We start from the raw sequence: 12,716 nt of genomic DNA, 5'->3' as shown, positions 1-12,716 counted from the left end.
GCCTGCGTCAGTCCGCGGTCGCGAGATCGCCTGGCTCGGCGGCGGGCACCGCCTCGCTCACCACCTCGGTCTCGGTCCCGGCGTCGGGGTCCCGATCGTCCAGCTTCAGGTCGACCTGCTCGCCGATGTAGCGGATCACCACGGCCACCACGGCCGCGACCGGGACGGCGAGGAACGCGCCGACGATCCCGAACATGGAGCCGCCCGCGGTCACCGCGAGCAGCACGATCACCGCGTGCAGCTTCATGGTGCGGCTCTGCAGCACCGGCTGGAGCACGTTGCCCTCGAGCTGCTGCACCGCGATCACGATGACCAGGACGATCAGCGCGGTCGTCCAGCCCTTCGCGACGAGCGCGACCAGGACGGCGAGGGCGCCCGCGACGAAGGCACCGACGATCGGGATGAAACCGGCGATGAAGGTGAGCAGGGCGAGCATCGGGGCCAGCGGCACGCCCAGGATGATCAGGCCGAGGCCGATGAAGAAGGCGTCGACGAAGCTGACCAGCGCCTGGGTGCGGATGAATCCGCCGAGGGTGTCCCAGATCCGGACGGACACCTCCTCGAAGTGCCGTCCGGCGCGACCGCCGGTGACGCTGTGCAGCCACGGCAGGAAGCGCGGCCCGTCCTTGATGAAGAAGAACGCGAGCACCAGCACCAGCGTGAGCGTCACGAGCATGGAACCGGCCGCGCTGACGCCGCTGAACACGCCGGTCGCGATGGCCTGAGCACTGGTCTGCAATTTGTGGATGATCGCCTGGACCGCGGAGTCGATCTGATCGTCCTGCAGGTTGATCGGCGGGCCCTTGATCCACTCCTGCACCTGCGTGATGCCCTGGCTGGCCTTGTTCGCGAGCTCGGGCGCCTGGTCGACCACCGAGGGCACGATCAGCGCGATGATCCCGCCGAAGAAGCCGAGGAACGCGATCAGGGTGATGCCTGCCGCCGCCCCAGGGGGCACGCCGCGAGAGGTCATCGCGCGGGTGGGCGGCCACAACACCGTCGAGACCACGATCGCCAGCAGAACCGGCAGGACCGCGACCCACAGGACGCCGAGCAGGGTCCACACCACCCAGCCGCCCGCGGCGATGAGCACCAGGCACAGCGACCACTTGGCGAGCCACATGCCGCCCATGCCGAGTATCTCGCCGCGGTCGCGGGGGTGGTGCTGACGCGGCTCGGTCGGCGGCGCGGTGGGCTGATCGCTCACGGTCGGTCCTTCCTGGCGGTGATGGACCGAATCTACCGTGCGTGCTCCTCGTGTGAGATCAGCCAGCGCTTGGCGGGCAGGCCCCAGCGGAACCCGCCGAGCGTGCCGTCGGTGCGCAGCACCCGGTGGCAGGGCACGAACAGCGCGGCGGCGTTGCGGGCGCAGGCCGACGCCGCTCCGCGCACCGCGGCGGGACGTCCTGAGCGGCCGGCGAACTCGGTGTAGGTGATCGGGTCCCCGGCGGGCACGGTGCGCAGCACATCCCAGGCGTGCACCAGGAATTCGCCCGACTGTTGCCGGACGGTGATCGAATCGATGCTGGTCAGTTCGCCGCGGTGGTAGTCGGCGACGGCGCGGGTGACGGCGCCGAGATCGCAGAGCCGGGTGAGCGCGGTGGGACGCAGGCTCGGGTGGATCAGTGCCCGCAGCTCCTCGGGGTCGTCCGTCCATCCCGACGCCAGAACCGCGCCGTCGTCGTCGACGAGGGCGGTGAACGGGCCGATCGGGGTCGTGGTGGTGGCGTACTGGGCGATCATTTCTTGTCCTCCGTATCGGGGGTCGGTGTGGGATCGAGCGCACCGCGCGCGGCAAGTGCGTTACGCCACAGGTGCATTGATGCGTACGAGCGCCAGGGGGTCCAGCGCGAGGAGTCGGTCAGGTCGGCGCCCGTCGCCTGTGCGCCCTGGCGGACGACGAGGTCCGTGTCGAGCAGCACGTCGGGGTCCGCGAGGGTGCGCATCACCACGTAGTCGGCCGTCCACGGTCCGATGCCCTTGTACGACAACAGATCCGCGCGCAGATCCTCGGCGGTGCGGCCTGCGTGCAGGGTCAGGGTGCCCGCGGCGAGCGCCTCAGCGACCCCGATGACGGCGTCGATCCGGCGGGCGGGACCGGTGAGCACCTCGCGGCCGCGCGCGGCGATGACGTCGGTGCCGGGGAAGCTGTGGGTCAGGTGCGGGTCGTCGACCGGGGCGCCGAGCGCGGCCACCAGGCGGGCGGTCTGGGTGGACGCCGCGGCCAGTGAGATCTGTTGCCCGATCATCGTGCGCAGCAGGAGTTCGTCCGCGTCGATGCTGCCCGGTACCCGGATGCCGGGGGCTGCCCGGACGCTCGTCGCCAGCGCGGGATCCACGGCGAGGGCGCCGTCCACCGCCTCGGGGTCCGCGTCCAGGTCCAGGAGATGTCGCAGTCTGGCGACGGCGGGCGCGAGGTCGCGCATGTCCCGCAGGGTGAGCTCGGCCCGCACGTACTCGGGCAGGACACGCAGCGCGACCACCCCGCAGCCGCGGGGGAGTCGGAGCGTTCGCCGGTACTCGCCGTCGGACCAGCGCTCCATGCCTGCGACGGCGTGCCCGGACAGGAACCAGGCCAGCCAGCCGGCGTCGAGGGGTTTGCGGTAGGGCAGTCGCAACGACACCGTGCCCTTGGCGGGCGGTGCGTCGGCGCGTTTGGCGGCCTCGGTGCGCATCGTCGAGGGGGCAACCGCGAACACCTCGCGGACCGTGTCGTTGAACTGCCGGATGCTCGAGAATCCCGCGGCGAAGGCGATGTCCGACATCGGCATGGCCGTGGTCTGGATCAGCAATCGGGCGGTGTGCGCGCGATGTGCCCGGGCGAGGGCGAGCGGTCCTGCGCCGAGTTCCGCGGTCAACGCCCTGGTGAGGTGCCGCGACGAGTACCCGAGGGAGGCGGACAGCGATTCCACCCCGCCGCGCTCGACGGCACCGTCGGAGATCAGCCGCATTGCGCGGGCTGCGAGATCCGAGCGCACGTTCCACAGCGGCGAACCGGGCGCGGCGTCGGGCAGGCACCGGCGGCAGGCGCGGTACCCGGCCTGCTGGGCGGCGGCCGCGGTCGGCAGAAAGCTGACGTTGCCCGGCTTCGGAGTGATCGCCGGGCAGGAGGGCCTGCAGTAGATGCCCGTGGTCCGCACCGCGGTGATGAACTGCCCGTCGAAGCGGGCGTCGCGGGAGGACACGGCGCGGTAGCAGCGGTCGAAGTCGAGATGCGGTGCGGTCACAGTCACCACTGTGGCAGCGCGCCCGCGGCCGCGCTAGCGGAAATCGGACATCACTGTCTGGCGTCGAGTGTGCACCTGGGGTCGCATCGCCCGAGAGCGAGCGACATTCCCCCGAGCACTTCGTGCAGGGAGGTGCCCCAGGTGCACACTCGACGGATCAGGCGCCGCGGGTACGGACCTCGTAGTCGCCGGTGGCGCATCCGGTCATCAGCGAGCCCTCGCCGAGCGGGGTGAAGGCGACGTCCTCGACCCCGACCGTGTCGACGGCCGAGGCGCCTGCGTCGACCCGGCTCGGGAACCAGACCTCGAGCCGGCAGCCGCCGTCGCCCGCGGTACCGGTCAGCTCCAGCTGGTCACCCTCGGCCGCGAGGTGGGTGATCCGCCCGGGCGCGAATCGCGGGTAGGCGCGGGTGAGCTCGTCGATCAGCGCGGTGTTCCGCGGGGCGTCTTCCCCGGTGCTGCACAGCACCGGCATCAGCCCGTCGCCCAGTTCCTGGATGCCGTTCTGCGGGTCCCCGCAGGCCTGCTTCCACACCCAGAAGGCGCCGCCCTGGATGCGCGCGTCCTGCTCGTCTGCGAAGCGGGCGGCCTTGTCGACACGCCCGTCGCCCCAATAGCCGTACTCGCCGGTCCAGACCGGGATGCCGCCGTACTTGTGCGCCACCCGGTCGGCGAGGGTGAAGCCGCGTTCGATGCTGACGATCGTCGGCAGGCCGAGCGAGGCGTCCATCGTGATGGACTCGGCGTAGAGGTGCGGGGAGAAGACGATGTTGGTGTCGTCGGTGAAGCCGGCCGGGGGGCCGCTGTCGAACCCGAGGCCGGACCACAGGATGCTCGGCTCGAAGTAGACGATCTGCTCGGCGCCCGCCTCGCGGATGGCGTCGATGGTCCGGTCGTAGAAGCGGCCGAGCAGCAGCGACGAGGTGAGCGGCGCGGTCTCGCCGAAGTTCGGTTCGTTCAGCAGGTCGTACCCGGCGACGGCATCCTCGTCCTTGAACTCGCCCGCGAGCATCGCCCAGGCCTGGACCAGCTGTTCCTGCACGCCGTCGGTGTCGTAGTAGAAGTTGTTGAACGCGCGGCCGCCGGCGGGCGAGATGTCGCGCCCGGTGAACTGGCAGCGCGGTGCGCCGTCGGTGATCGTGGCCCACTCGGGCGCGCCGTCGTAGCCCCACATGGGCGAGGTGCCCGGCCTGCAGCTGACGTCATCGGGGGATGGGGCGTTCGACCAGCCGTCCTGATGCATGTCGAGCACGGTGTAGAGGCCGTGCGCCTTGGCCTGCGCGACGGCGACCCGGATCTGGTCGACATAGGCCTCGTCGTAGCGGCCGCGTTCCGGCTCGAGGGCCGACCAGGACAACGCGAGCCGGACCACGTTGAACCCGTGATCGGCGATACCGGCGAAGTCCGCGTCGGTCAGGGGCAGGGTCGAGGGGACCTCGGGCCGCGGCGCGTAAAAGTCGACGAGCTGGTTGACGTTGACGCCGCGCAGCAGCACCTCGCGGCCGGCCGCATCGGCGATGACCTCACCCGAGACACTCAGGGGCAGCAGGGTTCCCGCCTCGACGGAGTCGAGGGGCGCAGGCGACACGGGCTGCGCATCGGGGCGTGCCAGGAACGGGACGGTCACCGCGACGGCGGCCAACGTCACCGCTCCCGCCCGCAGGGCCGGGCGGGGGATCGGCGACGGCTGGGTCGCCTGCCGCCGCGACCAGACCGCCGCGAGTCCGACGATCCATCCCGTGCAGGCGCCGTAGGCGACGCCGTCCGCGAGCCGGATGTACCCGCCCATCAGCGGCCAGAGGTCGCCCGCGAAACCGTCGTCGGAGACCATCCCGACGATCGATGCGGCGACGGCGAGCAGCGCGCCCGCGCCCATCGCCGCGAACCATCCGGCGAGGAAGGTGGCCGCGGTCCCGCCCGTCACCCGGCGGCCGAGCACCCGCTGGCAGCCGATGGCGCCGAGGACGAGTACGGCGATCCCGCCGACGGTCGCGAGTACGCCGTTGAGGACGTTGGGCGCCGGCATCCACCGGTCGTAGGGGGCGCCCGCCCACCACTGTCCCGCCAGGAGCGGGGCGACGGCGCCGAAGATCAGCGCTCCTGCCCACACCGACGGCGCGTCGTCCGATGCGTCGGCCACGCTGCGGCGGCGGCCCGCGATCGCGACGACGCCCGCGACGATCAGTCCGGCGGGAATCGCCTTTGCGAGGGCGAACCCGCTGCCCCACGCCGCGGTCCCGAGGTCGCCCACCGCCACCAACGACATCGCGAACTTCGCCAGGAGCACGGCGAGCACGACGCTTCCTGTGGTGGCCGCGAACAGCCAGCGGGACCCGGCGATCGACCGAACCGCCCACCAGGTGACGCCGAGCAGCACCGGCAGGTAGACGACGAACGGCGCGATCTGCCAGGGCGCCCGGATCGGCCACAGGTCCGCGCCGGTCCAGCCGAGCAGGCTCAGCAGGCCGCTCGGATCCGCGGCGGCCTGGACGATCACCAGCACACCCAGGGCCAGGGTCGCGATCCAGGCAAGACGATTCGAAGACATCCGACACATTCCGTTCACTCAGGAGTTCTCGGAATCCTAAGTGCCTGCGCTTCTGCTCGCGCCCGAAACTGGACGATTGTCCGAATCGCGGGACCGGACCCCGGCCGAGCGTGCACCTGCCGTCGCTTCGGCCCAGGAGGGACGGCAACAACTGCACGCTCGGCGGTCAGTAGCAGCGGGCACCGGCGTGGAGAAAGGCTGCCGGGGGGCCGGTCCGCCGAAAATGCCCAGAGCCTCGCGGAACGTGAACTAGTCTCGGAAAACCTACTTCGCGGTATGTTCCGACCTCGGGAGAGCCATGAGTGCTCGCACCGCCCGCGCGCCGTCGCGGTCCTCCGTTCTCCGGAGGTGCCTGCCCGCGCTGGCCGCCGTCGTGCTGGGGCTGGCGGTGGCGGGACCGAGCACGCCTGCGCCCGCCGCCGCGTCCGAGGCGGACACCTACCTGAACCTGCCCCTGGTCAACCGCGATGCCGCGCACGGACCGGGCGGGGTGAACCCGGCACTGCCGACCGATCGCGGCGTGCTCGCGCGGCTGCTCGACCAGGCCAGGGCGTCCGGTGCGGCGCCGAGCTCATATGCGGCGTTGCTCTACCAGTACTGGCTGGCCGATGTCACCGCCGAGGCCGGCATCGACCTGGCGCGGTGGGATCCCCGCACCGGGGTGGAGGCGAACCGGGAGAACCTGATCCGGTCGTACCGGTACTACGAGCACCTGCAGTTGCAGCACCGCGAGTTGCAGTGGGCGGGCATGGCCGGGCAGGTCGGCGCCGACTTCGGCGGCGGGCTCATCGATTTCGAGCTGATCACCAACATCTACGACTTTCCACAGCTGCAACAGACCACGCGCGCCATCGTCGCGTCGGCGACCGAGGTCGCGGGACCGCAGATCGTCGACCTGCTCCCGAAGGGGTTGCGCGCGTTGGCCGGTGCAGGCGCCACGGTCACCGGCGACGACCTGCACCACATCCTGGGCATGATCCTGGTGATGCAGAAGAACATCTTCTCGGATCTGATGCCGATGCACCGCGCGTACGTCACCGAGGGCCTGCCCGCACTCGAGGAGATGCGCGCGGCGGGGCTGTTCGGGCAGGACGTGATGGACGCGTGGCGCGACATCGCCTCGACGGATGCGGACCGGATCGCCCGTGGCAACGTGGCCCTGCTGCGTCGCGAACAGGGCGTGATCATCCGGGAACAATGGGACGACGTGCGGGCCTACAAGGGCGACGTCGGCGAGGCCGTCAGCTACCTGTCCACGGTCGCAGGGTCACCCTCGGTCGCAGGCGTGCTGCCGCCGCGCTCGTTCCGTCCCATCGAGATCACCACCACCCTGCCGGACGGCCGGACCGCGACCCTGACGACGCCGCTGCCGAGCTGGAACTGGTCGGTCTACGAGGAGCGGTGGGACTACATCACCACCCAGTTGCTGCCCAGGTACAAGGCGACGGTGGAAGACGACTGGCCGCGGCTCGAGGCGGAGCTCCACACCCCGTACGAGATCCAGATCGAGAGCCACCGGCCGTTGATGAACATTCCGCAGATCCTGCAATCGGCCCTCCAGAACACGAAAGTGACGGTGTCCTGATGTCGACCGATCCGCGCCATCATCGTCCCCGCATCGGCGGGGTGCGCTCGCTCTCGGCAGCCGCCGCGGCCGTCGTCCTCGCGATCCTGTCGCCGGGTGTCGGTGCGGCGCAGGCACCCCCGCCGCCGCCCGTCGCGGTCGACACGCCCGCGCTGCAGGGCGAGGTGTTCAATCCGTTCGTCGAGGGCGCGTTCGAGGGCGGGGAGTTCGGCACCCGCGACGAGATCCTCGGCGCGCTGCGGCCGAACGATCCGTTCTACGTCGAGCCGCCGCTCACCGGTGCCGAGAAGCCGGGCACCCTCCTCAAGGCCAAGCGGGTCGAGGTGATGTTCACCGGCTTCAAGCCGGCAAACCTCGAGGCGTACAAGATCATGTACGTCACCACGGGGAACGACGGGGTGACCCCGACGATCAGCACCGGGTTCGTGATGATCCCGATCGACGGCGTGCCCGCGTCGGAGAAGAAGGTCATCGGGTACCAGGAGGCCAACGACAGCGTCGGCGCCTACTGTCACCCCAGCACCCAGTGGACGGGCGGTGACGCCCTCGACGGCGCCTCGTGGTCCGCGCTCGGGCCGCTCGCGCTGATGTTCGGCAGGGGATACGCCGTCGTGATCTCCGATGTCGGCAACGATGCCGACCCCGATCCGCACGGCGTCTTCGCGGCGAAGTTCGCAGGCCATGCCCAGCTCGACGCGCTGCGCGCGGCCACCTCGGGCGGCGGGACGGGGCTGAGCCCGCAGGCCCCCATCGCGCTGTTCGGCGTCGCGGGCGGCGGAGTCGGCGCGGCCTCCGCGGCGGAGATGCAGGCCGGCTACGCACCCGAGCTGAACGTCAAATCGACTGTCCTCGAGGGCATGGTCATCGATCAGCGGAACTTCATGCGGACCGCGGACGGCTCGGTCGGTTCGGGGTTCGCCTTCGCGACCCTGCTCGGGCTCGAGCCCTGGTATCCGGAGATGCGGATCAACGACAAGCTCAACCCGGTCGGCAGGGCGCTGGCGGACGAGTACCGCGTGCAGTGTCAGATGCCGTCCTACTTCACGGCGCCCTTCGTGCCGCTCCGGCTGCTGTTCTCCAGCGGTCAGAGTCCCGCCGACATCCCCGAGTTCCAGCATGTCTACGACGACAACAGGCTCGGCGGCCAGGCGCCGAGATCCAAGGTGCTGATCTCCTCGTGTGGCAAGGACGACTCGCCCATGTCCCTTGTGCCCGCACAGGATTCCCGTGACCTCGCGGCCCGCTACCGGGCCGGTGGTACCGACGTCACCTATGCGCCGAGCGACTGCAACCTGAACCGGCTGTTCGCCGACCCCTACGGGTGGGGGACCGACCTGTTCGGCATGCAGACGATCGACTGGATCGACAGGAACTTCGCGGACTGACGCGCGGCGCCGGCCGCGCGGTCAGAATCGGGCGGCGTCCGCGTCGATCCAGTCGCTGCGCCAGCCCGCGGGCGGGTCCTCGAGCAACTCGCCCGACTGCAGCCACTCATAAAGATCCGCATAGGTTTTCGTGGTGAACGCGTCGACGCGCCGATTGAGCATGGACGGCCGCAGCTCGTCGAAGCCGTCCAGGCCCATCGAGGCGATCAGCTGCTTCGCGCTGGCCACCGTCGACTTCTGGAACCGGTACACCCGGGCCGACTTGTCCGGCACGTCGATCGACTTCGAACGGGAGCGGTCCTGCGTCGCGACCCCGACCGGGCAGTGGTTGGTGTGGCAGGCCTGGGCCTGGATGCAGCCGACCGCGAACATCATCGCTCGGGCCGCCAAGGTGAAGTCGGCGCCCTGGATGATGCGCTTGACGATGTCGGTGCCGCTGGCGACCTTGCCGGAGGCGCCGACCCTGATCCGGTCACGCAGGCCCGCGCCGACCAGTGCGTTGTGCACGAGCATCAGGCCCTCGGTCAGCGGCATGCCCATGTGATCCTCGAATTCGACGGGGGCGGCGCCGGTTCCGCCCTCCGAGCCGTCCACGATGATGAAGTCCGGCGAGGTCCCGGCTTCCAGCATGGCCTTGCAGATGCCGAGGAACTCCGAGCGCGAGCCAACACAGAGCTTGAACCCGACGGGCTTGCCTCCGGAGAGGCTACGCAGCGTCGTGATGAACTCGATCAGCCCGGCGGGGGTGTCGAAGGCGCTGTGTGCGGGCGGCGAGATCACGGTGACCCCCACCGGGACGCCGCGGGTGTCGGCGATCTCCTGGCTCACCTTCGCGCCCGGCAGCACGCCGCCCAGGCCGGGCTTGGCGCCCTGGGACAGCTTGATCGAGATCGCCTTGACCTGGGGGTCGACGGCCTTACCTGCGAAGACCTGCGGATCGAATCGTCCGTCCGCCGTGCGACATCCGAAGTAGCCGGAGCCGATCTCCCAGATCAGGTCGCCGCCGTGCTTGCGGTGGTAGGGGCTGATGCCACCCTCGCCGGTGTCGTGGGCGAATCCGCCGCGTGCGGCGCCAGCGTTCATCGCCTCGACCGCGTTGGCGGACAGCGAGCCGAAGCTCATCGCGGAGACGTTGAGCAGCGCGATGTCGTACGGCTGGGTGCAGTCGGGCCCGCCGAGCCGCACCGTCGGGGTCGCCTCGGGGGCGTGCCGTGCCCGCAGCGAGTGCGCCATGAACTCGTACCCGGGCGCGTGTACGTCGCGTTCGGTGCCGAAGGGCTCGTCGTCCTTGGTGCCCTTGGCGCGTTCGTACACGAGATCGCGGGTCTCACGATCGAACGGCGTTCCATCGGTGGATGATTCGATGAAGTACTGCTGGATCTCGGGGCGGATCTTCTCGAGCATGAACCGGGCGTGCCCGAGGATGGGGTAGTTGCGCAGGATGCTGTGCCGGCGCTGGAGCAGATCCCAGGTGCCAAGGCCCGCGAGCGCCACGAGGATGGCGGCGAGAATCGCGATGACGACCCGCCATCCGGATCCCATGCCGAGGGCGAGCGCCAGTGCCGCGAGTCCGGCGAGCCACACTCCGGCAACGATCAGCCATCTCACCACGGTGCATCCTTTTCGTGTCACGTCCATTGCCGGTCGGGTCGACCGAGTGTTGCACCCGGCGTGCGGGGCGCCGAAAACGACACGGCGGCCCCGGAAATGAGATCCGGGACCGCCGTGTCGGGTGGAGCGGGTGTACTACGCCGGGATGGTCAGAACCTGGCCGACGTTGATGGCGTCCGGGTTCGGGATGCCGTTGGCGTCGGCGATGCGCTGGTACTGGTTGCCGTCGCCGTAGAAGTGGGTGGCGAGGTCCCAGAGGGTGTCGCCGGGGGCGACGGTGTGAGTGCGCGGGGCCGGGGGCGCCGGCGGGGCCTCGGCGGCGGCCGGGGCGACGGGGGCGGGCTCGGGCTCCGGCTCGGCCACGACCTCGACGGCAGTGTCCGAGGCCCAGACGGCCTTGTCGCCCGCGTACAGCACCACGTTGCGGTCGTCCTGGACGACCAGCTTGACGTCGGAGTTACCCGAGGTCTCGGAGGCCCACACGGCGTCGTTGCCTTCGGTGTACAGCACGAAGTTGCCGTCGTCCTGCAGGTCGGCCTTGACTGCGCTCTTGCCGTTGGTCTTGCTGGCCCACACAGCGTTGCCGCCCTCGCTGAGCACGAGGTTGCCGTCGTCCTGCAGCGTCAGCGCGTAGGCGCCGTTGTTGGAGGTGATCGACTGTCCGGCCGTGAGGCTCGAACCGGCCTGCAAGGTGTCCGCCACGTTGTTCCCCTTTCAGAGGTGATCGTCGGTGAAGCGCTTGTAGTGCTGATCCACACGGGGACCGCATGATCCAGCCCTCGGCGTGCTCACAGAGCGTACGCGGCGCGAAAGAGTTTCGCTGGGGCTGAACGGCGATCTGAACATAGTCTGAACAATGTGACGCGCTGGGAGAACGAACGTAACGAAGAGCAATCACGCGCCTATATCCGGCGTTTCGAGGAGTTGGCGGCGCAGGGCGTGGATCTGCACGGGGAGGCCCGGATGGTCGATGCCGTGATCGCGCCGGGTTCGCGGGTACTCGACGCCGGATGTGGCACCGGGCGTGTCGGCGTCGAATTGTCCAGGCGCGGTCACCATGTCACGGCGGTCGACTTGGATCCGGTGTTGGTGGAGGCCGCGCGGACGCACCCGGAACTGACCGTGCACCGGGCGGACCTCGCCGAACTCGACCTGCCGGGCGAGGTGTTCGACGCGATCATCGCGGCCGGGAACGTGCTGATCTTCCTCGAACCAGGGACGGAACGGACTGTGCTGCAACGGTTTGCCGCGCACCTGGCCGACGGCGGGGTGTTGGTGACCGGGTTCGCCACCGACTACCGGTACACGGTCCGCGACTTCGACGCGGACCTGGAGTCGGCCGGGCTGGTGCTCGAGCAGCGTTTCGCGACGTGGGATCTGAGGCCCTGGCGGCCGGACGCGACGTGGGCGGTGACGGTCGCGCGCAAGCGAGGGTAGCGGCCGCCTCAGACCCAACAGGCTATGGCGATTGGCCCGGCGAACGGAATGAAGGCCAAGGGCGAGCAGGTCAGCGCGGCACCCAAGGGGCCCTGCTGTGGGTTGAGGTATGCGGGCTGGACGGGCGCGGGGATCGGCGATGCCGGTCCGGCGGCGGCGATGGCAGGGCCGAACGCGATCACCGGCACCGTGGCCGCGGCCACTATCGCTGCGCGGAGTGAATTTCTGGTCATGGTGATCCTCCTGGTGGCGGCGTGGCGCACCGCGCGGTTCCGGGGTGCCCTCGGATTGCGCTCTTCTCATTGTGAGCGCCGGGAGACCGCATGTCACGGCCGTGGGCTACTCGTTTTGCCCGCCTTCGCTGAGCCATGGGTGCAGGCCCGCAGTCCGGGCCTGCACTGACGACAGGGCGACGACTCGCTCGGATAGGGTGCTTGCGCTGTATCCGACTGACTTTCTGGGGGGACCATGTCCGAGACCGATCTTGCGAGCGCGCCCACGTCCTCGGCGGCGCCGTCTTATCCGCAGCCCGCGTACCCGTCCTATCCGCAGCACGCGCAGGCCCCGCAGCCGATGCAAGCCCCTGTCCAGTACGGGCCTCCGGTTCCCGGCGCTGTGCCCGCGCCGCCGCCGTCGAACGCGGGCTGGGCGGTGGCCGCGGTCGTCTTCTTCTGGCCGCTGGCGTTCGCCGCGTTCAACCACTCGTCCTCGGTGTACCCGAGGTGGGCGCTCGGTGACTACCAGGGTGCCCAGTACGCCTCCGACCGCACCAAGCAGCTCGGCCAGATCGCGCTGTGGCTGGCTATCGGCCTGGGGGTGCTGTACGTCATCCTCTTCGCGGTGATCTTCGCCGCCGGGATCAGCAGCGTCGAGGACAGCACCAGCGGGTACTGATCCGCAGGTCTACGGACCGGTGTGTGCAG

The 12,716-nt window shown here is 70.1% G+C and carries 11 protein-coding genes; 5 read left to right on the top strand and 6 right to left on the bottom strand.

The annotated features are described in order from the left end of the window. Positions 1–7 precede the first annotated feature (7 nt). The 4 genes from C8K38_RS13825 to C8K38_RS13810 form a co-directional block, all read right to left on the bottom strand. Positions 8–1,132 (bottom strand): AI-2E family transporter, encoded by a 1,125-nt coding sequence (locus C8K38_RS13825; RefSeq protein ID WP_179800597.1) that lies wholly within the window; start codon positions 1,130–1,132, stop codon positions 8–10. 107 nt (positions 1,133–1,239) lie between these two features. Further along, entirely contained in the window at positions 1,240–1,743 is a 504-nt protein-coding gene (locus C8K38_RS13820) for a methylated-DNA--[protein]-cysteine S-methyltransferase (RefSeq protein ID WP_097212375.1), read from the bottom strand. Continuing rightward, a complete protein-coding gene (locus C8K38_RS13815) occupies positions 1,740–3,227 on the bottom strand; it encodes a DNA-3-methyladenine glycosylase 2 family protein (RefSeq protein WP_257017525.1) in 1,488 nt (495 codons plus the stop codon). Before C8K38_RS13815 ends, C8K38_RS13820 begins: the two co-directional genes overlap by 4 nt. A gap of 157 nt (positions 3,228–3,384) precedes the next feature. Continuing rightward, positions 3,385–5,775, bottom strand: coding sequence for a cellulase family glycosylhydrolase (locus C8K38_RS13810; protein WP_179800592.1), 2,391 nt, complete (start codon positions 5,773–5,775; stop codon positions 3,385–3,387). A 298-nt stretch (positions 5,776–6,073) separates the two neighbouring features. Here C8K38_RS13810 and C8K38_RS13805 point away from each other — a divergent pair, with 298 nt between their 5' ends. Then, complete coding sequence (locus C8K38_RS13805) at positions 6,074–7,360, top strand: hypothetical protein (RefSeq protein ID WP_257017526.1); 1,287 nt, start codon at positions 6,074–6,076, stop codon at positions 7,358–7,360. Then, positions 7,360–8,745: a lipase family protein gene (locus C8K38_RS13800; RefSeq protein ID WP_097212377.1), complete on the top strand. Its 1,386-nt coding sequence runs from the start codon at positions 7,360–7,362 to the stop codon at positions 8,743–8,745. Before C8K38_RS13805 ends, C8K38_RS13800 begins: the two co-directional genes overlap by 1 nt. A gap of 21 nt (positions 8,746–8,766) precedes the next feature. On the opposite strand, the gene C8K38_RS13795 is transcribed toward C8K38_RS13800, so the two are convergent. Both C8K38_RS13795 and C8K38_RS13790 read right to left on the bottom strand, forming a co-directional pair. Continuing rightward, positions 8,767–10,356 (bottom strand): FMN-binding glutamate synthase family protein, encoded by a 1,590-nt coding sequence (locus C8K38_RS13795; protein ID WP_097212378.1) that lies wholly within the window; start codon positions 10,354–10,356, stop codon positions 8,767–8,769. Positions 10,357–10,491: 135 nt separating this feature from the next. Continuing rightward, positions 10,492–11,058 carry a LysM peptidoglycan-binding domain-containing protein gene (locus tag C8K38_RS13790; RefSeq protein WP_077042527.1) on the bottom strand — a complete coding sequence of 189 codons (567 nt, stop codon included), beginning with the start codon at positions 11,056–11,058 and terminating at the stop codon, positions 10,492–10,494. 156 nt (positions 11,059–11,214) lie between these two features. On the opposite strand from C8K38_RS13790, the gene C8K38_RS13785 reads away from it, so the two are divergent. The 3 genes from C8K38_RS13785 (at position 11,215) to C8K38_RS13775 (ending at position 12,687) form a co-directional block, all read left to right on the top strand. Continuing rightward, complete coding sequence (locus tag C8K38_RS13785; protein ID WP_097212379.1) at positions 11,215–11,793, top strand: class I SAM-dependent methyltransferase; 579 nt, start codon at positions 11,215–11,217, stop codon at positions 11,791–11,793. A gap of 24 nt (positions 11,794–11,817) precedes the next feature. Next, entirely contained in the window at positions 11,818–12,195 is a 378-nt protein-coding gene (locus tag C8K38_RS13780; RefSeq protein ID WP_143548475.1) for a hypothetical protein, read from the top strand. 66 nt (positions 12,196–12,261) lie between these two features. Beyond that, positions 12,262–12,687 (top strand): CD225/dispanin family protein, encoded by a 426-nt coding sequence (locus C8K38_RS13775; RefSeq protein WP_097212381.1) that lies wholly within the window; start codon positions 12,262–12,264, stop codon positions 12,685–12,687. The last annotated feature ends 29 nt before the right edge of the window (positions 12,688–12,716 follow it).

This window comes from Rhodococcus sp. OK611 (genome assembly GCF_003050885.1).
In the GTDB taxonomy this organism is placed as follows: Bacteria; Actinomycetota; Actinomycetes; order Mycobacteriales; family Mycobacteriaceae; genus Rhodococcus_G; species Rhodococcus_G oryzae.
Note: the sequence above shows the minus strand (reverse complement) of the source record. Positions and strands in the feature narration are given on the sequence as shown.

Coding starts and splice junctions, on each gene's coding strand:
- C8K38_RS13780 (WP_143548475.1), top strand. CDS start 11,818: ATGGCGATTGGCCCGGCGAACGGAATGAAGGCCAAGGGCGAGCAGGTC.
- C8K38_RS13810 (WP_179800592.1), bottom strand. CDS start 5,775: ATGTCTTCGAATCGTCTTGCCTGGATCGCGACCCTGGCCCTGGGTGTG.
- C8K38_RS13800 (WP_097212377.1), top strand. CDS start 7,360: ATGTCGACCGATCCGCGCCATCATCGTCCCCGCATCGGCGGGGTGCGC.
- C8K38_RS13825 (WP_179800597.1), bottom strand. CDS start 1,132: ATGGGCGGCATGTGGCTCGCCAAGTGGTCGCTGTGCCTGGTGCTCATC.
- C8K38_RS13775 (WP_097212381.1), top strand. CDS start 12,262: ATGTCCGAGACCGATCTTGCGAGCGCGCCCACGTCCTCGGCGGCGCCG.
- C8K38_RS13805 (WP_257017526.1), top strand. CDS start 6,074: ATGAGTGCTCGCACCGCCCGCGCGCCGTCGCGGTCCTCCGTTCTCCGG.
- C8K38_RS13820 (WP_097212375.1), bottom strand. CDS start 1,743: ATGATCGCCCAGTACGCCACCACCACGACCCCGATCGGCCCGTTCACC.